This is a genomic window from Oleiharenicola sp. Vm1, assembly GCF_047777955.1.
In the GTDB taxonomy this organism is placed as follows: domain Bacteria; phylum Verrucomicrobiota; class Verrucomicrobiia; order Opitutales; family Opitutaceae; genus Didemnitutus.
The window spans coordinates 3509091-3531166 of the sequence record NZ_CP180537.1 but is presented as its reverse complement, the minus strand read 5'-3'; the positions used below and the strand labels follow the sequence as shown (position 1 = coordinate 3531166).

Sequence of the window (22076 nt, the reverse complement as noted above, 5' to 3'; positions counted from 1 at the left end):
GTTCGCGAGCCCTTTGCACTTTCACTCTAAAGATTTCACTCTCCACGACGATAATGTGCCTATCAACCAACGGCGTTCCCTGGCCTACATCAGCGGCTGACCGTTCCCTCCAACGCTGAGTCCATGATTCATTCCACCTCTTCCTCCGACCGGACGGCACGAACGGACGCTGTGTCGCTGGTCCCGCAAAAACCCGTCGTGCGCGGTCCCGGCGCCGATCGTTTTTCCGCCGAGCAATCCGCCGCCCTGCACGCCGCGCTCGCGGCCCAACCGGAAATCCGTCCGGAGGTCGTGGCCCGCGGCAAGGAGCTCGCCGCCGACCCGAGCTACCCGTCGACCGCCATTCTCCGCAAGGTCGGCGAGGCGCTCCTGAAATCGCCCGATCTCACCCAAGACGAGTCCTGAGCCTCCCTCCCATGGTTGCCCAAGACTACGCGCGGACCTACCGCTCCAACGCGGTCCTCACCGCCAGCCCCGGCCAGCTCGTGCTGATGCTCTACGACGGCGCCCTGCGCGCGCTCAACGGCGCCCGCGGCGGCTTCGCCCTCGGCCTCGAGGACCCCCGCCGCTTCGAGGTCATCAACACCCAGCTGCTCAAGGCGCAGGCCATCATTTCCGAGCTGCAGGGCACGCTCAATCTCGACGCCGGCGACGGCAAGTTCGCCCGCGAGATGCACCGGCTCTACGATTACTACCTGCGCCGCCTCATGGAGGCGAACCTGCGCAAGAACGAGGAGCCCATCGTCGAGGTCGAGCGCCTGCTCGGCGAGGTGCGCAATGCCTGGGCCGAGATGCTGGCCAAGCAGGACCGCACCACGCCCGAGAGCGTCCGCGGCGTCGCCTGACCGCATGGAGACGCCCTACCAGACCGCGCAGCGCCTGCTCTCCGCGCTCGAGGACTTCGCGAGTCAGGAGGCGGTGCTGCTGCGTTCGCTGGACCTGGTCGAGGCGGTGCAGATCTCCGAGCGCGCCGCGCCCTTGGTGGAAAAGCTGTGCGCCCTCGCGATCGATCCCGGCGTGGCCGCGCTGCGGCCGCGGGTCGAGGAGCTGGTCGCCCAGCGCCGGCAGAATGCCGTGCTGCTCGATGCGCACCTCGCGCGCCTGCAGGGCGAGCTCCGTCGCATCGACGAAGCCCGCTCGCGCCTTGCGCGCGTCGCGCCCGTCTACGGCGGCAGTTCGCCGAGCGAGTCGCGGCTGAACACCGCGGCGTGATCCCGGGCCGGTCTCCGACCGGCCTTTTCTTGGGGTCGCGTCCCGGCGCCCCGCGCGGGACGCGCGCACCGACGGCCCCAAAGACAAAGGCCTCCCGCAGGAGGCCTTCGGTTAACCCGGGCAAAGAAAGGGTGTCGCGCGTGCGTCGTTCAGACCGCGGCGGCGAGGGACGGCGCGGTCTCGTCGGCCACGGCCAGCTCGGGTGCGCCCGCCATCCACTCGGCCGCGATCTTGCGCGCTTCGCTGGTCCAGTTGATGTCCGGCTTGGAGTAGATCGCGCGGGTGGTGCGGTGGTCGGTGCCGTTCCATGCGAGCTCGGCCTTCAGGCACGGGGTGCCGTCGGCGAGCTGATAGCTCTGCAGGAGCACCTGGCCGCGGGGAATGACGCCGGTGGCCGTGCGGACGCTTAAGTTCAGCCGCGCGAGGCCGAGATGGTAATTCACGGTGCGCGACGTTTCCCACTGACCGTCGAGCGGAGCCGGATCATCGGCGGCGAGGGCACGTTCGAGATCGGAGAGGAAGGAGAGCAGGCGAGTGTGCATGAACAAAGAAGCTCAAGCGCTTCCTTCGGCACGTTTCGCCGGGACTTGAGAAAATTTTCCCAGAAAGAAAGCTCGCCGTGGCGGGTAGGGCCGATTGGCTAATGCTCCCTGCTGCATGCGCGAAACCTCGTCCCTGCCTCCGGTTCCCGCTGATGGACCTCGCCGCAACGCGGTCCTCTTGCTGGAAGACAATGAAATCATCGCCAGCATGCTCACGGCGCTGCTCAAGTCCCTGTCGCTGCGCGTCATCTGGTGCGCGGACAGCGCCACGGGCGAGCGGGTTTTCGCCGAGCGCGGCGGCGAGGTGCTGCTGGTGCTGGCGGATTGCCGCCTGCCGGACGGCGACGGCCGCGAGCTCTGCGCGCGCTTCCGCACGCGCGTGCCGCACCTGCCGGTGCTCGTGACCAGCGGCAGCGTCTCCGGCCGCGGCGTCGCCCCGCTCGAACGCGATCGTTTTGTCGAGTATCTGCCCAAGCCCTATGCGCCGGCGGAGGTCATCACCCGTGTGCGCCGTCTCATGGAAGTGGCCGACGGCGACCCGGTAATGAACGCAGGAATGGTTTGAACCGCCGCGCAGGGGCCCTTAGCTGGTAAGGTTCTCAACTGAACCCCGGCCCGCGCTGTCGCCCCATGTCGTTCGAGAAAGTCCTCATCGTCGAAGACGAACCCGTCGTGCGAAATCTCCAGACGGAGATCTTCACGCGCCGGAAATTCGCCGTCTCGACCGCCGAGACGCTCGCGCAGGCCGAGGCGCTGCTCACCCGCGAGTCCTTCGACTTGGTCATGCTCGACATCCGCCTGCCCGACGGCGACGGCCAGCAGTTCCTCGAGCGCCTCGCCACGCTGCCGGAGCGCCCCCTCGTCGTCATGGTGACCGGCTACGGCTCGATCGAGTCGGCCGTGTCCTGCATGCGCGCCGGCGCCTTCGACTACGTGCTGAAGCCCTTCACGCCCTCGCAGATCGACATCATCATCAAGAAGGGCCAGTCCTACCGCCAGCTCCTCCAGGTCAACAAGCTCCTCAGCGATCAGCAGGGCGAGGACGAGGGCTCGATCATCGGCAAGAGCCCGACCATGCTCCGCCTGCGCCAGCTGATCGAGCGCGTGGCGCCGACCGACGCCACCGTGCTCATCACCGGCGAGAACGGCACCGGCAAGGAGATGGTGGCGCGCGAGCTCTACCGCCGCAGCCCGCGCCGGCAGAACCCCTTCATCAAGGTCAACTGCGCCGCGATCTCCGAGAACCTGATCGAGAGCGAATTCTTCGGCCACGAACGCGGCGCCTTCACCGGCGCCACCGATCGCCGCGAGGGCCGCTTCGAGCTGGCCAACCAGGGCACGCTCCTCCTCGACGAGGTGTCCGAGATCCCGGCGAACCTCCAGGCCAAGCTGCTCCGCGTGCTGCAGGAGCGCGAGTTCGAGCGCGTGGGCGGCAACCGCACCATCAAGGTCAACGTCCGCATCCTCGCCACCTCGAACCGCGACCTGCTCAGCTACGTCGAGAAGGGCGCGTTCCGCCAGGACCTCTACTACCGCCTCAACGTCTTCCCGGTGCACGTGCCGCCGCTGCGCGAGCGGGCGGAGGACATCCTGCCGCTGGCGGACCACTTCCTCGCGCGTTTCGCGCGCAAGTTCGGCATCAAGGTCACGGGCTTCTCCGAGTCCGCGCGCAACGCGATGCTCGGCTACCGCTGGCCGGGCAACGTGCGCGAGCTGCAGAACACCATCGAGCGCTCCGTCATCCTCACCGAGGAAGGCCGCGCCGTGTCCGCCGCCGCGCTCGGCCTGCCGCTCGTGGGCAGCATCACTTCCTCGGGCGAGGCGCTGCTGAACTCCAGCGTGCCGTTCGACTTCGAGCAGAAGACCGCCCCGGCGGCCACGCCGGCCGCGGAAGCGCCCGCGGTCGCCACCACCGACGCCCAGGGCCGCGTGCTCACGATCGCCGAGGTGGAAAAGCAGGCGATCAAGACGGCGCTGCAGCAGACCGGCGGCAATCGCACCAAGGCCGCCGAGCTGCTCGGCATCAGCATCCGCACGCTGCGCAACAAGCTGCAGGAATACCGCGACGCCGGCGAACCGATCGAGGTCGGCGCCGAGACGGGCGAGTAGGCCGCCCTCCGTCCCGGGTTCTTCGCGCGGGCGCGGGAATTTTCCCGGCCGCGCACCGGCGCTACAGTCCGGCGCGCGCGTGCCGATAGCACGTCATGCCGCCGGCGTTCGCTCGCACGCACTTCCGCGCATTTTTGCATAAAGTCCACCCGAAGGTGGGCCGATAACCTTGCCAAGCCCCGCCCGGCCCGAGCCCCTTTTTTTCACCATGCCCGCCACCCAGGAAATCTCCGAGTCCCTCGTCCGCGAGAACATCACCCGAGCGATCGCCGACGTCTTTAAAACCATGCTTGGCAAGTCCTCGGAGCTGTCCACGACGGCGACGCAGGGTTCGGGCGCGAGCTGGCCGCCCATCCCGGTGGAAGGCGTCAATTGCACGCCGCAGGTGGTCGGCACCGTCGGCTTCATCGGCGACGCCAACGGGCTCATCTACCTCTACCTCCCGGTCGACTTCGCGAAGCTGTGCACCTGCCACCTCCTCGGCATGACCGAGGCCGAGATCGACGAGGCGGGCGACGAGGTCATCAACGACGCCATCGGCGAGCTGACCAACATGAGCGTCGGCTCCTTCAAGAACGGCCTGTGCGACGCCGGCTACCCCTGCATGCTCACGATCCCCTCGATCCTGCGCGGCAGCAATTTCTGCGTGGAGCCCATCAGCTCGGCGCAACGCTACATCTACTCCTTCGAGTGCGGCGGCCACAAGATCGTGACCGACATCCTCATGAAGACCGGCAACTGAACCGCTTCCCGAATCCACCATGCGCAACAAGATTCTCACCGTCGACGACTCCAAGACCGTCCGCATCATCGTGCGGAAGGCGTTCAAACCTTACGATTGCGAGATCCTCGAGGCGGCCAACGGCGTCGAGGGCCTGGCCGTCGCGGCCAAGGACATGCCCGACCTCATCCTCCTCGACGTGACCATGCCCGTGATGGACGGCGTCGAGATGCTCACCAAGCTCAAGGCCGACCCGCAGCTCAAGGGCATCCCCGTCATGATGCTCACCGCCGAAGGCGGCCGCGACAACGTGCTCAAGATCGCCAAGATCGGCGTGCGCGACTACATCGTGAAGCCGTTCAAGGAGGAGGTCCTTGTCGAGAAGGCCGGCCGCATCATCGAGCTCAAGCCGCTCACCGACGGCCCGGCGAAGGCCCGCTCCATCTTCGATCCCGCCACGCTCCTCATCGTCGAGGACAAGCCCGCCATCGTCCAGCAGATCCAGGAAGGCCTCAAGCACACGCCCTGGAAGATCCACGGCGTCAGCACGCAGGGCGAGGCGATCGACTTCTGCACGAAGTCCCCGCCGGACCTGATCATGATCTCCCTTTCGCTGCCCGAGGACGCGGCCTTCACGCTCTTCCGCCTCATCCGCACGAACGTGAAGACGAAATACACGCCCGTCTTCGGCCTCGTCGTGAAGACCGAGACCGCCCCGCAGCAGCAGGCGCAGACGGTCGGCTTCACCACCGTCATCACCAAGCCCATCGACCTCGGCGAACTCGAGACCAAGATCGCCAAGGCGATGAACCTCGACACCTCCCAGCGCTACTTCGCCATCGAGGCCGAGTGCCTGATGATGAAGGTGCCGGACAACTGCTCGCAGTCCGTCATCGCCGAGATCACCACCTACATGAAGCCGAAGATGGCCGAGGCGGTCGACGCCGGCCACAACAAGGCCATCATCGACGTGCATCAGCTCAAGACCCTGCACATGGGCGTCATCAAGCTCCTCGTCCAGGCCATGCAGACCTGCCGCGAGCTCGGTATGCAGTTCGTGCTGGTCGGCAACAGCGCGATCGCGACCGAGTGCAAGGGCTTCGAGGACACCCGCAGCTGGCAGTTCCACGAGAACGTGGACGAGGCCAAGGCCAGCCTCAGCAAGCAGCCCGCGCTCGCCAGCGCCTGAGCCCCGCTTTTTTGCGCATCCCGACGCCGCGGCCCCGAGCCGCGGCGTTTTGTTTTTCCCGGCCCCGGCGCGGCCGCAGCGGAGCGGGGCCGGCGGCGGGCCGGCCTAGGCCGCGCCGGCGCCGAGGGCGCGGGCGACCGTGTGCGCGAGGTCGACCAGCTCTGGCGGCTTGCTCAGCACGGCGGCGATGCGCAGGCGCGAGGACTCGGCGCGCTGGTCGGCCTCGAGGTGACCGGAGACGATGACGATCGGCAGCCCGTCGTGCGCCTGGCGGATCTGGCGCGCGAGCTCGAGGCCGGTCATGCCCGGCATGGCGTAGTCGGCCAGCAACAGGTCGAACGCGCCGGGCTGGGCGGAGAACTTCAGCAGTGCCTCGGCCGGGTTGTTCACGGCGGTCACCTGGTAGCCGAGGAACTCCAGCATGCCGGCCAGGGCGGCGCGCGGCCCCGCGTCGTCGTCGACGAAAAGGATGCGCTGCCGCTGGCCGCGCGGCAGGTTGCGGGGCAGCCGCGCCTCGGGCTGCGGCGGCGGCGCGGCGAGCGCGGGGAAGTAGAGATCGAAGCGCGTGCCGACGCGCGGCGTGCTGCGGACGAGGATGGCGCCGCCGTGGTCGCGCACGATGCCGTGCACGACCGCGAGGCCCAGGCCCGTGCCGCGGCCGGCCTCCTTGGTGGTGAAGAACGGATCGAAGATGCGCGGCAGCAAGTCGGCTTCGATGCCGCAGCCGTCGTCGGACACGCTCAGCTGCACCGCCGGTCCGGCCGGCAGCTCCGGGTTGGCCTGCTGCAGCTCGGCGGTCACGGCGGCCGGGGCGAGGCGCACGCCGATGCGCCCGCCCTCGGGCGGAAGCGCCTGCCAGGCGTTGGTGCAGAGGTTCATCAGCACCTGGTGGAGCTGGGTGGCGTCGCCGCGGATGGTCGGGCAGGCGCGGTCGAGCTCGACGTCGATCTGCACCATCGGGGGCAGGGTGGAGCCGAGGAGCCGCAGCGCCTCCTCGACCACCCGCACGAGGTCGACCGGGCCGCGCTCGCCCTCGCTGCGGCGCGAGAAGGCGAGGATCTGCTGCACCACGCGCTTGGCGCGCGCGCCGCCGGCGGCGATGTTGTCCAGCCAGCGCTGGGCGGGATGCGCGACGGGCAGGTCCAGGCGGATCAGCTCGGCCGAGCCGAGGATGCCGGTGAGGAGGTTGTTGAAGTCGTGGGCGATGCCGCCGGCGAGCGTGCCGAGCGATTCCATCTTCTGCGCCTGCCGCAGGCGGGCCTCGGCCTGGCGCTGCGCGGTGATGTCCTGGATCGAGTTGAGCGTGTAGCGCCGGCCGCCGATCTCGATCAGGCTGCCGCTGAAGAGCGCGGCGAAGGTCTCGCCCCCGCGGCGCCGCATGCGCGTCTCGAAGCCGGCGACGTGGTGCTCGGCGCGAAGGATCGCGAGGTAGCGCTCGCGGTCCTGGAGATCGACCCAGGCCATCAATTCCGTCGAGGTGCGCCCGAGCGATTCGGCGCGCGGGATGCCGAAGCCCCGCTCCGCCGCGCTGTTCACTTCGATGATCTTCCCCTCGGGGAACGAGAGCAGGAGCATCATCACCGGGCTTTCCTCGAAGACGGCGCGGAACCGCTCCTCGCCCTCGCGCAGGGCCCGCTCGGTGCGCTTGAGGTGGGTGACGTCGATGAAGGTGTTGAGCGAGTAGCTCTGGCCGGCGATCTGCACCAGGCGGCTGTGCATGAGCAGCTCGAGCTGGTCGCCGTCGCGGTGGCGCATCGAGACCTCGACGTCCTCCAGCCGGCCGGTGTCGGCGAGCACGCCGAGGTAGTGCTCGCGCGTCGGCACGTCGACCCAGAGGCCGGCGTCGAGCACGTGCCGCCCGAGGCATTCCTCCCGGGCGAAGCCGAATGCGGAGGTGACGGCGGCGTTCACGTCGGCGATGATGCCGGCGGGGAAGGAGACCAGCACCATCGGCACCGGACCGTGATCGAAGAGGCCGCGGAACTTCTCCTCGCTTTCGCGCAGCGCGGTGGTCTTCGCCTCGGCCTCGCGGACGGCATCCTCGTAGATGGTGGCGTTGTGCAGGGCGAGGGCGGACAGCTGGGCGAGCAGCCGGCCCTTCTCCAGGTCGTCGGCAGTGAACGGCTGGTCAGGCTGAAAGCGGCAGACGCCGAGCACGCCGATGGCGCGGCCTTCCTGGACGATGGGAAAGACGGCCGCGGCACGGACGCCGGCCTCGCTGTAGGCCGCCACCGCGCCAGGGAGCTCGCGGTAGTGCTGGACCACCGCGGGCTGGAGCGTGTCGATCGCGCGCCAGGCCAGCACGGCCTCGCGCCCGGCGGGCTGCAGGCCGTTCTCGGGGATGGGGCCGGACCAGGCGCGCGGGACCAGCAACTCGCCCTCAAGGAGGAGACCTCGACCGAGGGGGCGTCGAGCAGGGGCGCCGCCCGGTCGACGAGGCCCTGCAGCACCGCGGCCGTGCCGCGGCGGGCGAGGAGGTCGAGCGCGGTCTCGTTGACGGCCGAATACAGTCCGGCCTGGCGCGCGGCGGCGAATTCGGAGGCCTTGATCGCAGTGAGATCGACGTTGATGCCGATGATGCGGAGGGCGCGGCCCTCGGCGTTGCGCTCGATGCAGCGGCCGCGGCTGCGCACCCACACCAGATTGCCGTCGGCGCGCCGGTAGCGGTGCTCGACGATGTATTCGTCGGTCTCGCCGAACTCGACGCGGCTGAGCGCGGCGAGGACCTTCGGGCGCTCCTCCTCCGGCACCTGGAGCAGGAGCGTCTGCAGCGTCGTGCGCGTCTCGCCGGGCGGCTGGCCGATGAAATGCGACCAGCGTTCGTCGAGGAAGACGGTGCGGTCGCGGAGGTCGGCGTCCCACAGGGCGCTGCCGGAGGCGGCGAGGGCGAGGCGGAGCTGCTCCTCGCGGCGGCGCAGGTTGAGCTCGGCGGTCTTGCGCACGTGGATGTCGGCGTGCGTGCCCGCGAGGCGGCGGGGCCGGCCCGCGTCGTCGCGCTCGACGATGCGGCCGATGGAGCGCACCCAGCGCCAGTCGCCCGACTTGCTGCGGAAGCGCGCTTCCGCCTCGTAGCTCGGCGTCTGGCCCGCGAGGTGGGTGCGGCTGGCGAGCTCGGCGCGCGGCAGGTCGTCGGGATGGACGAGCTGCTCCCAGGCCGCCACGGTCGGGGCGATCTCGCCCGGGGCGTAGCCGAGGATGGTCGTGCACAGGGCGCTGAACTCGGGCACGCGGGTCTCGAGATCCCATTCCCAGGTGCCGAGCTGGCTGCCGTCGAGGGCGCGGCGCAGCTGCGCGCGGCTCTCCTCCAGCTCGCGCTCGCGCTCGCGCAGCTCGGCGGTGCGGGCGGCCACCTGGCGCTCGAGCTCCTCGCGCGAGAAGGCGGCGGAGCGGAGCTTGTCGATGGTGTCGTTCACCGCGCGCGCGACGGAGCCGAGCTCGTCGTTGTTGGTGTAGGTGAAGCCGACGTGGACGCGTTCGCCGCGGTTGACCGAGCGCGCCTCCTGCTCGATGCGCCGCAGCGGCCGGAGGAACTGGAGGTGGATGGCGTAGAGGACGCCGCCGATGGCGCCGAGCAGCAGCAGCGAGCCGATCAGCTGGCGGCGGTGCTCGCGGTCGATTTCCTGGGTCACGAGCTCCTCGGCCCGCGTGCGGTGCTCCGTCGTCAGCTCTTGCACGGTCTGGAGCGCGAGCCGGATCTCGTCCTCGATCAGCGGCCGCAGGGTGTTCGCCGCGACGCGCTGGGCGTCGTCCGATTCGCCCAGGCTGCGGAAGGTGCGCCAGTCGCGCTCGAACTGCGCGGCGGCGGTGGCGAGCCGGGCGGTCGCAGCGGCCAGCGGGCCGTCAGGCGGGGCGGAGCGGACGTCGGGGTCGAGCCCGATCTCGTCGAGGGCGTGGCGCAGCAGCGCGATGCTGTGTTCGCCGCTGGCGCCGAGGGCGCTCCATTCCCGGGTGCCGGGCGCGGGCAGGCGGCGCAGGGCGGCGGTCAGCGCCCCGAGCTGTTCGCCTACGGCCTGGAGAGCGTGGCGCTCGGTTCCGCTCTGGGCGCGGCGCGCGGTCTGCGCGGCTTCCCAGCGGTCCCAGCGGCGGAAGTCGAGCGCGGCGTCGGCGACGATCAACACCACCGCGCTCGCAGTGATGAGGTAAATCTTCGTGACGATCTTCACGCGCTTTCTTCCCCGGGAGGGCGCGGCAGCGTTGCCGAACTTGGCGGCGAACACTAGGCGAAAGTCTCCGCGGGGGAGCGAAAGCCGCGCTCTGGCACAAACGGCCCGGGCGAAGCGTGACGATGGGACCGGGGCGGGCGCCGCGCTCAGGCGTCGACGCCCTGCAGCTCCGGCGCCTGCACCGGCGCCGCGCGGCGGGCAGGTCCGGCGGACGCCGACCGGCTGGCCGGCGCCGCGGGCCGGTCGGCGGGGGCGGAACTCGTGCCGGCGAGCGCCTGGAGTTGCGCGACGGCCTCCTTGAGCATCGCGGCCTGGCTGTTCAGTTCCTCCGCGGCGGCGGCGGTCTCCTCGGCGCTGCTGGCATTGCCCTGGGTGACCTTGTCCATCTGCGCGACGGCGTTGGTCACCTGGCTGATGCCCTGGCTCTGCTCGGCCGAGGCCCGGGCGATCTCGGCGACGATCTCGTCGAGCTCGCGGATGTGCTTCTGGATGGCGCTGAAATTCGTGGCGACCTCGGTGCTGATGTCGACGCCCTGCTGGGACTGGGCGACGGAGGCCTCGATCTTCTCCGCGGTTTCCTTGGCGGCCTGGGCGGAGCGCTGGGCGAGGGCGCGGACCTCCTCGGCGACGACGGCGAAACCGGCACCGGCCTCGCCGGCGCGGGCGGCTTCGACCGCGGCGTTGAGGGCGAGGATGTTGGTTTGGAAGGCGATTTCGTCGATGGTCTTGAGGATTTTGGTGATGCCCTCGCTGGCGGATTTGATGCCCGCCATCGCCTGCTGCATGGTCTGCATGCGCTCGGCGCCGGCGTCGGCGGCATCGCGCGCGCGGCCGGCGGTGTGCTTGGCCTGGGCGGCGCTCTCGGCGTTGCGCTTCGTCATGCCCGACATCTGCTCGAGCGACGCGGAGGTTTCCTCGAGGGCGGCGGCCTGTTCGCTGGACCCCTCGGCGAGGGTCTGGCTGGAGGCGGAGATCTGGCCGGCGGCGGCGGCGGTCTGCTGGGCGCCGGCGTCGATTTGACCGATGGCGGTGCCGAGCGCGCGGGTGGTGCTGCGGGCGATCCACCACGCGATGCCGACGCTCAGGAACAGCGCCGCGAGGACGCCGGCGACGATGGTGGTGGTCGCACTGTTGGCGTGCGCATGGATGGCCGCGCCGGCCTCGGCGCCGGTGGTGCGGTTGTAGTCGATCAGGTTGTGGACGCTCTTGTCGAGCGGCGCGTAGGCGGGTTCGAGGCGCTGGTGGACGAGCGCCTGGGCCGCGCGGGAGTCGCGCTCGCTGGTGGCGATGATCTCGCGGAAGGCGTCGACGTAGCCGGCGCGGGCCCGCTTGAAGTCGGAGAGCAGGGCGCGGTCGCGAGCGGTGATGGCGGTCTTCTCGTAGTCGGCGACGAAGCCGTCGATCTCGCGGATGTTGTCCTGCATGGTGACGAAGAGCGCCTTCTTCTCGACGGCGTCGTCGGTCATCACGTGCTTCAGGGTGTCAGCGTAGTTTTCCTGAATGACATTCGAGATCAGGGCGATGTTGGCCATGCCTGGCAGGCAGTCGCGGGCGACGACGTCGGCATCCTGGCGGATCCGGCCGAGGTTGAAGTAGGCGAAGACTCCGAGCGCGAGCACGACGGCGATGATCGCGGCGAAGCCCAGCATGATGCGTTTCGCAACGGTGAGGTTGTTCATGGGACGACAGGTGACGAGGGAGGCCGAGGGGTGACCGGCTCAGCTCGGTGCGGGGCACACCGAGCCAGTTGCTGAATCGGCACAAACGGTGGTCGCTTGAGCGCGCGATGCCCGTGAGCGGCGCCACCCGAAGAGGCCGGCTCAGGAGTGAGCGTTGGTGGCGATGGACTGCATGGTTTCGGGAGCGACGACGCGGTCGATGTCGAGGAGGGTTTTGACCTGACCTTTGACCTTGGCCATGCCGAGAAGGTAGGTGGTGTCGACGCGGGTGCCGAACTCGGGGGTGGGCTCGATTTCCTCGGCGGGGAGGTGGACGACTTCCTCGACGGAGTCGACGATGAGGCCCATCTGGACGAGGGTGTCGTTGGGGAGCTTGACCTGGACGACGACGATGCAGGTGCGTTCGGCGAACTCGGCCTTGAGGCCGAACTTGACGCGGAGATCGACGACGGGGATGACGCGGCCGCGGAGGTTGATGACGCCCTTGACGAACTCGGGCATCTGGGGGACCGGCGTGATCTTCTGCATGCGGATGATCTCGCGGACCTTCAGCACCGCGATGCCGTAGGCTTCGTTGTCGAGGACGACGGTCAGGTATTTGCCGGCGTGCTTGGATTGGGTGGTGGTCATCGAGGAGGGAGCGCTCATGGGTTGGTTAGGAATCGAGGAAGTGCGAGTCGTCGGCGAGGGCGCCGGCCGGCACGGGTTGCGGCGCGCGCACGGAGGCGGGCGCGGCGGCGGGGCGGCGGAGCGGGGCCGACTTGGCCGGACTGGCGGAGCGGGCCGCAGGCGGCGGAGTGGGCGGGAGAGCGGCGGAGCGCGCGCTCGCGCCGACGAGGCGGCGGAGTTCGAGCACGGCTTCGTCCAGGGCGTGGGCCTGGGCGTTGAGCTCCTCGGCGGCGGCGGCGGTTTCCTCGGCGCTGCTGGCGTTGGATTGCGTGACCTGGTCCATCTGCGAGACGGCGGTGTTCACCTGCGAGATGCCCTGGGTCTGTTCCTGGGAGGCGTTGGCGATCTCGACCACCACGGCGTCCATCTGGCGGGCGCGTTCCACGATCTGCTGGAGCGAGATGGCGACCTTGGCGGAAATCTCGACGCCGTGCTGGCTCTTGGAAACCGAGTCGTCGATCTTGGCGGCGGTTTCCTTGGCGGCGGTGGCGGAGCGCTGGGCGAGGGCGCGGACCTCCTCGGCGACGACGGCGAAGCCGGCGCCGGCTTCGCCGGCGCGGGCGGCCTCGACCGCGGCGTTGAGCGCGAGGATGTTGGTCTGGAAGGCGATCTCGTCGATCGTCTTCACGATCTTCGCGATCTCGCCGGAGGAGAGCTTGATGGCGTCCATGGCCGTCTTCATCTGATCCATGTCGGCGGCGCCGGTGTCGGCGGCCTGGCGGGTCTGGCTGGAGAGCGACTTGGCCTGGTTGGCGCTGTCGGAGTTGCGCTTGGTCATCGAGGCCATCTCCTCGAGGGAGGCGGAGGTTTCCTCGAGCGAGGCGGCCTGTTCGCTCGAACCTTCGGCGAGCGTCTGGCTGGCGGTCGAGACCTGGCCGGAGGCGGCCGTGATCTGGGCGGAGCCGTCCCCGACGACCTGCGAAATCTGGGTCAGCGGCCCGACGATGCTGCGGTTGATGATGAAGGCGAGGCCGAGGGCGAGCGCGATGGTGCCGAGGCCGGTCCAGATGAGGGCGGACTGCACGTAGCGCATCTCGGCGGCGAGGATGGGCCCGAACTGATTCTGGTCGCCCACGACCGCGTCCTCGAGCTGCTGGATCGCGGCATCGAGTCGCTCGCCCGTCGCCGCCATGCGGTTGCCGATGACCTGGAGCTGCGCCGTGGACGCTCCGCGGCGGCCGGCCGCGGCCATCTCGCCGAAGGCGGTGACGTGGTCCTTGAGGTGGCTTTGCGCATCGATGACGAATTTCTGGCGCTCCGGTTCGTGGGCGAAGGCCGCATGGGCCTCCTCCAGCAGGGCGACAACCTTGGCGTGATGGGCCTGATAGCTGGCGACGTCGCCGTCCTTCTTGGTGACGACGTAGTCCTTGGCCGCGATGCGCATTTCGAGGAAATTGGTCTGGACGGTGCCGGCGAGCACGCTGTGGCGGGCGTCGGCGCGGTATTCGGTGAAACCCTCGTGGGCGGAGTGAAACGCCTCGTAGGCGATGCTGACGATGGCTGCGAGCAGCACGAGCACCGTGGCGAAGCCGACCGTCAGGCGCCGGCCGACCGACCAGGCGCGCATGCCCGTGCGAGCGAAGCGGTGGGCGCCGAAGAGCAGGAGCGCGACCAGCGCGGCCCCGAGCGCGAGGACGAGGGCGCTGACGGAAGTGGCGTGCTCGACCGCCGGGGCGGCGGTCGGGGAGCGGCGGTCGGGTGATTTTCCGACGCGGCCGTGGCGACGGGTTCGGACTCGGCCGCGGCGTGCGCGCCGGCGCCGCCGGTGGCGGCGAGGAGGCGGGCCTGCTCGGGGTGCTCGCCCTTGATCTCGACCGCGCCCGTGGCGAGGTCGTAGACGGCGCCGACGACCTTGAGTTTGCCGGCCTTCACGAGTTCGCGGATGGTCGCGCTGTTCTCGAAGATGCCGTCGATCGACTGCCAGACGTTGGCCTCGACGGCCCGGGCGAGCAGTTGCGCGCCGGGCAGCCCCGGGTTGGCGGCCTTGGTTTTCTCGACCGCGGGGACGATGGTGTCGACCAGCTGCGGGATGTTGCCGTGGACCTCGGCGCCCTCGACCACGGCCTTGACCGCGCCGCAGGAGCTGTGGCCCATGACGACGAGCAGCGACGTGCCGAGGTGGGCGGCGCCGTATTCGATGGAGCCGATCTCGTCGGTCTTGGCGACGTTGCCCGCGACGCGGACGACGAAGAGGTCACCGAGCCCCTGATCGAAGATCGTCTCGGCGGGGACGCGCGAGTCGGAGCAGGTGAGGAGGGTGGCAAAGGAGCCTGTCCCTGGGCGACCTCCGCGCGGCGCGCGGCGGTCTGATTGGGGTGCTGGAGATCGCCGGCGGTGAAACGGCTGTTGCCGTCGCGCAGGCGCTGGAGCGCGGCGTCGGCGGATACGGACGAGGCGACGGTGGACGAGGCGACGGCAAGCAGCGTCGTCAGGGTCAGGAGGAGGCGGATGGGCGAGGTCATGAACGGGGGGCGGATCGGCCCTCTCGCCTGCGCGGGCTATAACGCAGTCGATCGAGCCGGTGTTTCCTCGGCGAGATGCCGAGCCGTCGCTTCCCGTTCTTGCAGACCCGAAGTCGGCCCGAACCGGCGGCCGTGTCCGGGGGAGGACACGCCGCAACGTGCTGCATGCATCGGATGGGCGGCGACCGACTTGAGGGAAATTCGGAAATTTTGTCCGCCCGGCAGGCGGGCCGGCGGCCGGACGCAAAAAAGCCGCCCGGGGTGGGCGGCTGAAAGGGGGAGAGGGGAGGCCGGCTCAGGAGTGAGCGTTGGTGGCGATGGACTGCATGGTTTCGGGAGCGACGACGCGGTCGATGTCGAGGAGGGTTTTGACCTGACCTTTGACCTTGGCCATGCCGAGAAGGTAGGTGGTGTCGACGCGGGTGCCGAACTCGGGGGTGGGCTCGATTTCCTCGGCGGGGAGGTGGACGACTTCCTCGACGGAGTCGACGATGAGGCCCATCTGGACGAGGGTGTCGTTGGGGAGCTTGACCTGGACGACGACGATGCAGGTGCGTTCGGCGAACTCGGCCTTGAGGCCGAACTTGACGCGGAGATCGACGACGGGGATGACGCGGCCGCGCAGGTTGATGACGCCCTTGACGAACTCGGGCATCTGGGGGACCGGCGTGATCTTCTGCATGCGGATGATCTCGCGGACCTTCAGCACCGCGATGCCGTAGGCTTCGTTGTCGAGGACGACGGTCAGGTATTTGCCGGCGTGCTTGGATTGGGTGGTGGCGGTCGAAGCAGGAGAGCTCATGGGTTAAGAATCGAGGAAATGCGGGTCGTTGACGGTTGCTCCCACCGGCACGGGTGAACGTGCCGGGACGGCTGCGGGCGCGGCCGCCGGCAATGCGGGTGATTGCTTCATCGGCACGCCGGGGCGGGACTTTTGCGCTTTTTTCTCGGCCGTGTGCGTCGGGGCGCCGCCCACGAGGAGAAGCAGTTCGCCGACATGCTCCTGCATGCTGATCGCCTGGGCATTCAGCTCCTCGGCGGCGGCGGCGGTTTCCTCCGCGCTGCCGGCGTTGGACTGGGTGACCTGGTCCATCTGGGTGACGGCCTGATTGACCTGTCCGATGCCCCGCGACTGCTCGCCCGAGGCGGAGGCGATCTCGCCGACGATCTCGTCCATGCGGGCGGCGCGTTCCCCGATCTGCCGGAGGGAGGCGGCGACGCGGGTGGAGAGTTCGACGCCGGTGGTGCTGGTGGTGATGGAGTCGTCGATTTTCTCGGCGGTTTCCTTCGCCGCCTGGGCGGCGCGCTGGGCGAGGAGCGCACCTCGTCGGCGACGACGGCGAAGCCGGCGCCGGCCTCGCCGGCACGGGCGGCCTCGACCGCGGCGTTGAGGGCGAGGATGTTGGTCTGGAAGGCGATCTCGTCGATCGTCTTGAGGATCTTCGCGATGTTGTCGGCGGAGGCCTTGATCGCGCCCATGGCCCGCACCATCTCGTCCATCTGGGTGTTGCTTTGGCTGGCCGCGGAGCGGGTCTGCTCGGCGAGCTGCTTGGCGCGGCGGGCGCTCTCGGCGTTCGTCTGCGTCATGCTGCTGATTTCCTCGAGGGAGGCGCTGGTTTCCTCGAGGGAGGCGGCCTGCTCGCTCGATCCTTGGGCGAGGGACTGGCTGGCGGCGGAGACCTGGCTCGACGCGGCGGAGACCTGGCCGGAGGCCTCGTCCAGGCCTGCGGCGACTCGCTGGATGGTGCGGCTGATGCCGCGGGTGATGAGGAAACCGGCGACGCTGGCGAGGACGACGACCAACGTGGCGAAGGCGATCGTGGTGGCACGGCCGGTGCGCATCGTGCGCGTGATGGCATCGGCGTTCGCGGTGGAGGATCTCTCGTTGTAAGCGACGACGTCGGTCACGGCCTGCTCGAAGGCCTGGTAGGCGGCGAGACCGCTGGTGCGCGCGACCTGCAGGGCCTCGGCCTCCTTGTGCTCGCCACTCAGCTTGCGCATGAGCCGGGCCTGCGTGCGGTAGTTCTCGAGCGCCGGCGCGATCCGGTCGAACAGGGTGCGGTCCTCGGCTTCGACGATGGTAGCCTCGTAGCGCTGGAGGGTCTCGACCACGTGCTGGGCGATGGCGTCGCAGTCGCGGTCGATCTGCTTCCGCTCCTCCGCGTCGCCGCTGGCGATGTGGCGGAAGGTGAGGACGCGGTAGGTGAGGGTATCCCGCAGCACTTCCTTGCTGACGATGAGGCCGGGAATGTTGTCGGTGGTGATGGCGTGAACGTGGCCGTCGATGGACCGCAGGGTCAGGAAGAAGGTGAATGCAAGAGCGAGCACGGCCGCGATCAGGCCGGCAAATCCGACGGTTAGCCGGCGACCGATGGTCCAGGTTGACATGATAGGCGTGGGTGAGGGAACAGCGCCGCCGGCACCGGGCCGGCGAAACAAGCGATTTTTCGTGCATCGGCCGCGGCGGCGGCGGTTTTAGCCCATTCGGCGCGCGGGCGGGCTCCGCGGCCGGGCGGAGTGGGGCGGCCGGGCGGCGGGGGACTGCACAGGTTTCTCGCCGGCTGGGACTAAGGTTTCCGGCGGGACGGCCGATGTAGGGGCAAGCGGACCCATTTCCCCTTCTCCCAATGCCTCTCGCTCCGGAATCCTTCCAGGCGCTCGATGACTCGCTGAGTCGTCTCGCGGCCGAATCCATTCTCGCCCTGCCCGGGCGCGACGACGGTCTCATCCCGTCCTACAGCCTGCTCGGCGAGATGCGCGAGCAGTGCGCCTCCGAGCCCGCGCTGCGCGACGCCATCGCCGCGGTGCACGCGCGGCTCGACCGGCGCCTCGACACCGCCCAGCCCTTCGACGAGGCGACGCTGGCGGAGCTGCGCCGCTTGATCGCGTGGCTGCCCGAGGCGCTCGAGGCCGCCAAGGCCGGACGCGCCCCGCGCCCTTCGTCGGCGAACCGGCGGCGCCGGCCGCCACCGTGGCCGCGGCCCCGACCGGCGCGCCCGCGGAGGAACACGCCGCGGCGGACGTTCTCCTCCAGCTGAACCTGGGCGAGAACCAGGAGCTGCTGACGGAGTTCCATGCCGAGGCGGTCGACCACCTCCAGCAGATCGAGGCCGCCCTGCTCATCCTCGACCAGACGCCCGACAATCCCGAGGCGCTCAATTCCATCTTCCGCTCGTTCCACACCATCAAGGGCAACGCCGGTTTCCTCGGCCTCGTGCCGATGCACACGCTCGCGCACGAAGTCGAGTCGCTGCTCGACCTGGCGCGCAACCGCGAGCTGAGCCTCACGCCGGCCATCATCACCGAGATCCTCCGCAGCCGCGACGCGCTGCAGCTGCTCACGCAGCAGATCGCCGTCGCGCTCGAGAAGGGCCACCTGCCGAGCACGCTCGTGCCGGTCAGCCACCTCATCCGTGCCGTCAAGCAGCTGGCGCAGGGCAACGGCGCCGCCCTGGCGCCGGCCGCCGCTCCCGCGGCGACCCCGGTGGCGCTGCCGACCGCCCCCGCCGCCCCGGTGGCCGAGGCCGCACCCGTCGTCCCGACGGTCACGAGCGCCGCCGCCAATGCCATCGAGGCGCAGGCCGCGACCAAGACCACCGCGGGAGGACAGACGGTGCGCGTCAACACCGAGAAGCTTGACTCGCTGATGGATGTCGTGGGCGAGCTCGTGATCGTGCAGAGCCAGCTCATCGAGTCCGCGCGCGGCATCTGCGACGACGGCTCCCCGATGCAGCGCAACGTCTCCCAGCTTTCCCGCATCGCCAAGGAGCTCCAGCACACCGCGATGTCGCTGCGCATGATCCCGATCAAGCCGACGTTCCAGAAGATGGAGCGCCTCTCGCGCGACCTCGCGCGCAACTTCGGCAAGAAGGTCCATTTCCAGGTCAGCGGCGAGGACACCGAGCTCGACCGCACGGTCGTCGAGGAGATCGCCGACCCGATGGTGCACATGGTCCGCAACGCCCTCGACCACGGCCTCGAGCTGCCCGACGTCCGCGTGGCCGCCGGCAAGCCGGAGCAGGGCACCGTCCACCTCAGCGCCTACCACCAGGGCAGCAACATCGTCATCGAGCTCCAGGACGACGGCCGCGGCATCGATCCGGACAAGATCTTCAAGAAGGCCGTCGAGAAGGGCATCGTCGCCGCCAACGCCGGCCTGACTCGCGAGGAGTGCTACGCGCTGATCTTCGCCCCGGGCTTCTCCACCGCCGAGAAGGTCACCGCCGTCTCCGGCCGCGGTGTCGGCATGGACGTCGTGAAGCGCAACATCGAGAAGCTGCGCGGCAAGATCGAGATCACCTCCGAGGTCGGCAAGGGCTCGACCTTCAAGATCAAGCTGCCGCTCACGATGGCGATCATCGACGGCCTGGTCGTGCGCGTCGGCGCGGACAAGTTCATCCTGCCGAGCACGTCCGTGCAGATGGCGATGCGCCCGCAGAAGGACGCGATCACCACGGTGCACGGCACCGGCGAGGTGCTCGAGCTGCGCGGCAAGATCCTCCCGCTGCACCGCCTGCACCGCCGCTTCGGCATCCCGGCCGACGCGACCCAGCCGTGGGACGGCATTGTCGTCATCGTCGAGCACTCCGGCCGCGTCTCCGCGCTGCTGGTCGACGAGATGGTCAGCAAGCAGGAGGTCGTCATCAAGAATCTCGGCGCGTTCATGCAGAGTCTGCCGGGCGTCGCCGGCGGCGCCATCCTCGGCGACGGCAACATCGCGCTCATCCTCGACCCGGCGTCGCTCCTGCAGAGCGCCGCCTAACCTCCGAACGCCTCCGGCATGTCCACCACACCTCCCCCGACCCTCGAGCAGGTCTGCGAAAAGGCCCTGCGCCTGCCGTGCTCGCCCTCGCTGCTGCCGCGCCTCGCGATCGCGCTGCAGGCCGACGACAGCTCCGCCTCCGAGATCGAGCGCCTGATCTCGCTCGACGCCTCGCTCGCCGCCGCGACGCTGCGCCTGGCCAACTCGGCCATGTTCGCCCGTGGCACGGTCGAGACGGTCGAGGCCGCAGTGTTCCGCCTCGGGGCGAAGGAAATCTACCGGCTCGCCGCCCTCGTGCTCGTGAGCCGCTGGGAAAGCGGCCAGAAGGGCCTGCGCTGGGAACCGGGCGATTTCTCGCGCCACGCGCTCATCACCGCCATCGCCGGCGAGGTGCTCGCCTCGACCACCGAGCGGCTCGATCCGCAGTTGGCCTACACCGCCGGCCTGGTGTCGGACCTGGGCAAGCTCGCGCTCGCGCATTGCTGCAACGATTTCTACCCGGCCGTGCGCGCGTTCCGCGAGCGCATGCAGTGCACGTGGGACCAGGCCGAACGCGCCGTGCTCGGCTACCACCACGCCGACGCGACCAAGAAGCTGCTCGAGGCCTGGAATTTCCCCAAGGTGTTCCAGCTCACGGCCGAGTTCCTCACCCGTCCCACCGAGGCGCCGGCCGAGGCCCTGCCGCTGCTCGCGCACCTGCACGCCGCGAAATACCTCGCGACGTCGCTCGGGCCCGGCGTGACCGAGGAGGGTTTCCTCACCACCGTGCACGGCGGCTTCCTCCGCGAGTGGGGCTTCACGCCCGAGCTGCTCGAGGCCGCGATGCCCGTGGTGCACGAGCGCGCGCTCCAGCGCCTCGGCGACAAGCTGACCGTCGGCGCCGTCGCGATCTGAGGCAGGACCGGCTTCGGCCGGTCCGCCCGAGCCGCGCACGGGCAACCAACGTGGCCTCGCGAGGCGTCGAGCGAAGCGACAACCTTGCGTGAGCCGGCGTGAGTTCGTCCGGTCCGGCTGAAGCCGGACCTACTTGGCCGGCAGCGCCATCAGTTTTCCGTCGAAGCCGGCGGCGATGACCTTGTCGCCGGCCAAGGCGAGCGTGCCGGCGTAGCCGCCGAAGCCGTTGGCCGGCGCCGGCGCGGCGAGCCACCGCCATTTCACCGCCCCGGTGGCGCGGTCGAGGGCTACGATGCCGCCGGTGTGGGCGATGACGGTGCCCGGCACGTTCTGCGCGACGGTGCCGGCGAAGACGGCGTCGTCGGTCACGAGCGGCGAGCCCCAGTTCATGCCGTGCACCGGCGTCTGCCAGCGTGCGCGGCCCGTCGCGGGATCGATCGCGCTGACGCGGCTGTAGTCGGAGGCGCCGACGTAGATCAGGCCGTCGCGCAGCACGGGCGTGGATTCGATCCACGAGAACCAATAGGAAAAACGCCACGCCACGGAGCCGTCGGCGAGATGGAAGCCGTAGAGCAGGTAGTCGCGGCTGCCGGCGATGACCTGGTCGCCGACGACGAGCGGCACGGTCACCACGCCGCCGCCGGTGCGGGCGCGGAAGGTCTCGTGTTGCGTGCGCCGGTCGAGCAGGACGACGGAGCCGTCCATCGTGCCGAAGCACAGCGTGTCGGCGCCGTGGCGCCCGATGCCGGAGAAGACCGGCGCGCCGGCGTCGTGGCGCCAGAGCTTCCGGCCGGAGGCGGCGTCGAGGGCGTAGACGCCGCCGTCGCTCGAGCCGCAGTAGAGCGTGTCGTCGACGACGAGCGGATAGGCGGCGCGGTGGTTGAACGTTGGATTCTTCGCCACCGGCTTGCCGGCCAATTGCTCATCGTGCAGCGGCACCGACCAGCGCAGCGTGCCGTCGGCGCGGTTCAGGGCGATGAGGTTGGTTTGGGTGTCGACGAAGTAGACCGTGCCGTCGCTCACGACCGCGCGGCCGTCGATCAGGTGGGCCCCGGACCACGTCCAGAGGCCGCGGCCGTCGGCGGCGTTCACGGCGTGGAACTGCCCGGCGCGGGTGCCGATGTAGACGGTGCCGTCGGCGACGACCGGCGGCGCCCACGTGCCGGCGCCCAGCGCGAAGGTCCAGAGCGGGGCCGGGGCGGGCGGATGCTGCGGCGCGGGCGGCGGTGGCGCGAAGGTGCCGCCGCGGCGGAGGGCCAGCGGCATCCGCGCGGCGCCGAACGTGCCCGTGAGGCGGTCGCCCTCGAGGTGGAGCTTCATGGCGAACGCCGGCGTGATCGCGTAGTCGCCCCCGCCCAGGTCCTCCACCGGGATCGGGAATGGCGCCGCGTAGGTGAACATGTCCGGGAAGTTCAGCTTGAAGGCGAGCGCGCCGCGCTCGGTGCGGAAGAACTCGAGTCCGAACTCGGCGGCGCCGCCCTGCGGCGGCGTGATCGTGCCCGTCCAGGTGCCCGCGAGCGGATCGGGCGGCGGGACGGGACCGGCGGCGAGCGCCGTCGTGGCCAGGGTGGCGGCGGCGAGGAAAAGGCGGAAGCGCATCGCGACAGGGGAGACGAACGGGCGAATGCCTTCGACGGGATTGCGACGCCCGGCGGGAGACGTCCGGTGAAGCGT

19 protein-coding genes and 2 pseudogenes are annotated in these 22076 nt (G+C 69.8%); 10 read left to right on the top strand and 11 right to left on the bottom strand.

Annotated features, from left to right (window positions below):
* Positions 1-123: 123 nt before the first annotated feature.
* From ACMYLB_RS16980 to ACMYLB_RS16970, 3 genes are read left to right on the top strand one after another with little or no spacing between them, the layout of a single operon-like run.
* Positions 124-405, top strand: a complete 282-nt coding sequence (locus ACMYLB_RS16980) for a hypothetical protein (protein ID WP_415908142.1) — start codon at positions 124-126, stop codon at positions 403-405.
* An 11-nt stretch (positions 406-416) separates the two neighbouring features.
* Positions 417-845: a flagellar export chaperone FliS gene (fliS, locus tag ACMYLB_RS16975; protein WP_415908141.1), complete on the top strand. Its 429-nt coding sequence runs from the start codon at positions 417-419 to the stop codon at positions 843-845.
* A 4-nt stretch (positions 846-849) separates the two neighbouring features.
* The gene (locus ACMYLB_RS16970; RefSeq protein ID WP_415908140.1) at positions 850-1212 is read left to right on the top strand and encodes a hypothetical protein; all 363 of its coding nucleotides are present in this window, start codon (positions 850-852) and stop codon (positions 1210-1212) included.
* A 149-nt stretch (positions 1213-1361) separates the two neighbouring features.
* On the opposite strand, the gene ACMYLB_RS16965 is transcribed toward ACMYLB_RS16970, so the two are convergent.
* The gene (locus tag ACMYLB_RS16965; RefSeq protein WP_415908139.1) at positions 1362-1754 is read right to left on the bottom strand and encodes a hypothetical protein; all 393 of its coding nucleotides are present in this window, start codon (positions 1752-1754) and stop codon (positions 1362-1364) included.
* A 115-nt stretch (positions 1755-1869) separates the two neighbouring features.
* Here ACMYLB_RS16965 and ACMYLB_RS16960 point away from each other — a divergent pair, with 115 nt between their 5' ends.
* The 4 genes from ACMYLB_RS16960 to ACMYLB_RS16945 all read left to right on the top strand — a co-directional run bounded on the left by ACMYLB_RS16960 (position 1870) and on the right by ACMYLB_RS16945 (position 5773).
* Positions 1870-2319, top strand: coding sequence for a response regulator transcription factor (locus ACMYLB_RS16960; RefSeq protein ID WP_415908138.1), 450 nt, complete (start codon positions 1870-1872; stop codon positions 2317-2319).
* Positions 2320-2384: 65 nt separating this feature from the next.
* Entirely contained in the window at positions 2385-3863 is a 1479-nt protein-coding gene (locus ACMYLB_RS16955) for a sigma-54-dependent transcriptional regulator (RefSeq protein WP_415908137.1), read from the top strand.
* Between the two features lie 208 nt (positions 3864-4071).
* A complete protein-coding gene (locus ACMYLB_RS16950; RefSeq protein ID WP_415908136.1) occupies positions 4072-4605 on the top strand; it encodes a chemotaxis protein CheX in 534 nt (177 codons plus the stop codon).
* Positions 4606-4624: 19 nt separating this feature from the next.
* Positions 4625-5773 carry a response regulator gene (locus tag ACMYLB_RS16945; protein ID WP_415908135.1) on the top strand — a complete coding sequence of 383 codons (1149 nt, stop codon included), beginning with the start codon at positions 4625-4627 and terminating at the stop codon, positions 5771-5773.
* 105 nt (positions 5774-5878) lie between these two features.
* Here the strand turns inward: ACMYLB_RS16945 and ACMYLB_RS16940 are convergent, their stop codons facing one another.
* The 9 genes and pseudogenes from ACMYLB_RS16940 to ACMYLB_RS16900 all read right to left on the bottom strand — a co-directional run.
* Complete coding sequence (locus ACMYLB_RS16940; RefSeq protein ID WP_415908134.1) at positions 5879-8146, bottom strand: PAS domain S-box protein; 2268 nt, start codon at positions 8144-8146, stop codon at positions 5879-5881.
* Positions 8147-8367: 221 nt separating this feature from the next.
* Positions 8368-9402: pseudogene (locus ACMYLB_RS16935) on the bottom strand (PAS domain-containing protein); the annotation flags it as partial.
* Positions 9403-10082: 680 nt separating this feature from the next.
* On the bottom strand, positions 10083-11615 hold the full coding sequence (locus tag ACMYLB_RS16930) for a methyl-accepting chemotaxis protein (protein ID WP_415908133.1): 1533 nt from the start codon (positions 11613-11615) through the stop codon (positions 10083-10085).
* 141 nt (positions 11616-11756) lie between these two features.
* Entirely contained in the window at positions 11757-12263 is a 507-nt protein-coding gene (locus tag ACMYLB_RS16925) for a chemotaxis protein CheW (protein WP_415908132.1), read from the bottom strand.
* 7 nt (positions 12264-12270) lie between these two features.
* A complete protein-coding gene (locus ACMYLB_RS16920) occupies positions 12271-13851 on the bottom strand; it encodes a methyl-accepting chemotaxis protein (protein ID WP_415908131.1) in 1581 nt (526 codons plus the stop codon).
* Positions 13821-14903: a carbonic anhydrase gene (locus ACMYLB_RS16915; RefSeq protein ID WP_415908130.1), complete on the bottom strand. Its 1083-nt coding sequence runs from the start codon at positions 14901-14903 to the stop codon at positions 13821-13823. The genes ACMYLB_RS16920 and ACMYLB_RS16915 overlap by 31 nt, the downstream gene beginning before the upstream one ends.
* A 138-nt stretch (positions 14904-15041) precedes the next feature.
* Entirely contained in the window at positions 15042-15548 is a 507-nt protein-coding gene (locus ACMYLB_RS16910; protein ID WP_415908129.1) for a chemotaxis protein CheW, read from the bottom strand.
* Between the two features lie 3 nt (positions 15549-15551).
* Positions 15552-15839: a hypothetical protein gene (locus tag ACMYLB_RS16905; protein ID WP_415911152.1), complete on the bottom strand. Its 288-nt coding sequence runs from the start codon at positions 15837-15839 to the stop codon at positions 15552-15554.
* A 45-nt stretch (positions 15840-15884) separates the two neighbouring features.
* Positions 15885-17134 (bottom strand): annotated as a pseudogene (locus tag ACMYLB_RS16900) (methyl-accepting chemotaxis protein); the annotation flags it as partial.
* A gap of 239 nt (positions 17135-17373) precedes the next feature.
* Here ACMYLB_RS16900 and ACMYLB_RS16895 point away from each other — a divergent pair.
* The 3 genes from ACMYLB_RS16895 to ACMYLB_RS16885 are packed head-to-tail and all read left to right on the top strand — an operon-like array spanning position 17374 to position 20402.
* On the top strand, positions 17374-17784 hold the full coding sequence (locus ACMYLB_RS16895; RefSeq protein ID WP_415908128.1) for a hypothetical protein: 411 nt from the start codon (positions 17374-17376) through the stop codon (positions 17782-17784).
* Complete coding sequence (locus ACMYLB_RS16890) at positions 17718-19508, top strand: chemotaxis protein CheA (RefSeq protein WP_415908127.1); 1791 nt, start codon at positions 17718-17720, stop codon at positions 19506-19508. Before ACMYLB_RS16895 ends, ACMYLB_RS16890 begins: the two co-directional genes overlap by 67 nt.
* 18 nt (positions 19509-19526) lie before the next feature.
* Complete coding sequence (locus ACMYLB_RS16885) at positions 19527-20402, top strand: HDOD domain-containing protein (protein WP_415908126.1); 876 nt, start codon at positions 19527-19529, stop codon at positions 20400-20402.
* A 129-nt stretch (positions 20403-20531) separates the two neighbouring features.
* Here ACMYLB_RS16885 and ACMYLB_RS16880 read toward each other — a convergent pair whose 3' ends face one another.
* Positions 20532-22001 carry a PQQ-binding-like beta-propeller repeat protein gene (locus tag ACMYLB_RS16880; RefSeq protein WP_415908125.1) on the bottom strand — a complete coding sequence of 490 codons (1470 nt, stop codon included), beginning with the start codon at positions 21999-22001 and terminating at the stop codon, positions 20532-20534.
* Positions 22002-22076: the final 75 nt, after the last annotated feature.

Excerpts from the sequence above, each read along its gene's own strand:
- ACMYLB_RS16955 (WP_415908137.1), top strand. The coding sequence starts at position 2,385 with ATGTCGTTCGAGAAAGTCCTCATCGTCGAAGACGAACCCGTCGTGCGA.
- ACMYLB_RS16920 (WP_415908131.1), bottom strand. The coding sequence starts at position 13,851 with ATGCGCGCCTGGTCGGTCGGCCGGCGCCTGACGGTCGGCTTCGCCACG.
- ACMYLB_RS16905 (WP_415911152.1), bottom strand. The coding sequence starts at position 15,839 with ATGGACCAGGTCACCCAGTCCAACGCCGGCAGCGCGGAGGAAACCGCC.
- ACMYLB_RS16880 (WP_415908125.1), bottom strand. The coding sequence starts at position 22,001 with ATGCGCTTCCGCCTTTTCCTCGCCGCCGCCACCCTGGCCACGACGGCG.
- ACMYLB_RS16980 (WP_415908142.1), top strand. The coding sequence starts at position 124 with ATGATTCATTCCACCTCTTCCTCCGACCGGACGGCACGAACGGACGCT.
- ACMYLB_RS16960 (WP_415908138.1), top strand. The coding sequence starts at position 1,870 with ATGCGCGAAACCTCGTCCCTGCCTCCGGTTCCCGCTGATGGACCTCGC.
- fliS (WP_415908141.1), top strand. The coding sequence starts at position 417 with ATGGTTGCCCAAGACTACGCGCGGACCTACCGCTCCAACGCGGTCCTC.
- ACMYLB_RS16925 (WP_415908132.1), bottom strand. The coding sequence starts at position 12,263 with ATGAGCGCTCCCTCCTCGATGACCACCACCCAATCCAAGCACGCCGGC.
- ACMYLB_RS16910 (WP_415908129.1), bottom strand. The coding sequence starts at position 15,548 with ATGAGCTCTCCTGCTTCGACCGCCACCACCCAATCCAAGCACGCCGGC.
- ACMYLB_RS16945 (WP_415908135.1), top strand. The coding sequence starts at position 4,625 with ATGCGCAACAAGATTCTCACCGTCGACGACTCCAAGACCGTCCGCATC.
- ACMYLB_RS16950 (WP_415908136.1), top strand. The coding sequence starts at position 4,072 with ATGCCCGCCACCCAGGAAATCTCCGAGTCCCTCGTCCGCGAGAACATC.
- ACMYLB_RS16965 (WP_415908139.1), bottom strand. The coding sequence starts at position 1,754 with ATGCACACTCGCCTGCTCTCCTTCCTCTCCGATCTCGAACGTGCCCTC.
- ACMYLB_RS16885 (WP_415908126.1), top strand. The coding sequence starts at position 19,527 with ATGTCCACCACACCTCCCCCGACCCTCGAGCAGGTCTGCGAAAAGGCC.
- ACMYLB_RS16895 (WP_415908128.1), top strand. The coding sequence starts at position 17,374 with ATGCCTCTCGCTCCGGAATCCTTCCAGGCGCTCGATGACTCGCTGAGT.
- ACMYLB_RS16930 (WP_415908133.1), bottom strand. The coding sequence starts at position 11,615 with ATGAACAACCTCACCGTTGCGAAACGCATCATGCTGGGCTTCGCCGCG.
- ACMYLB_RS16970 (WP_415908140.1), top strand. The coding sequence starts at position 850 with ATGGAGACGCCCTACCAGACCGCGCAGCGCCTGCTCTCCGCGCTCGAG.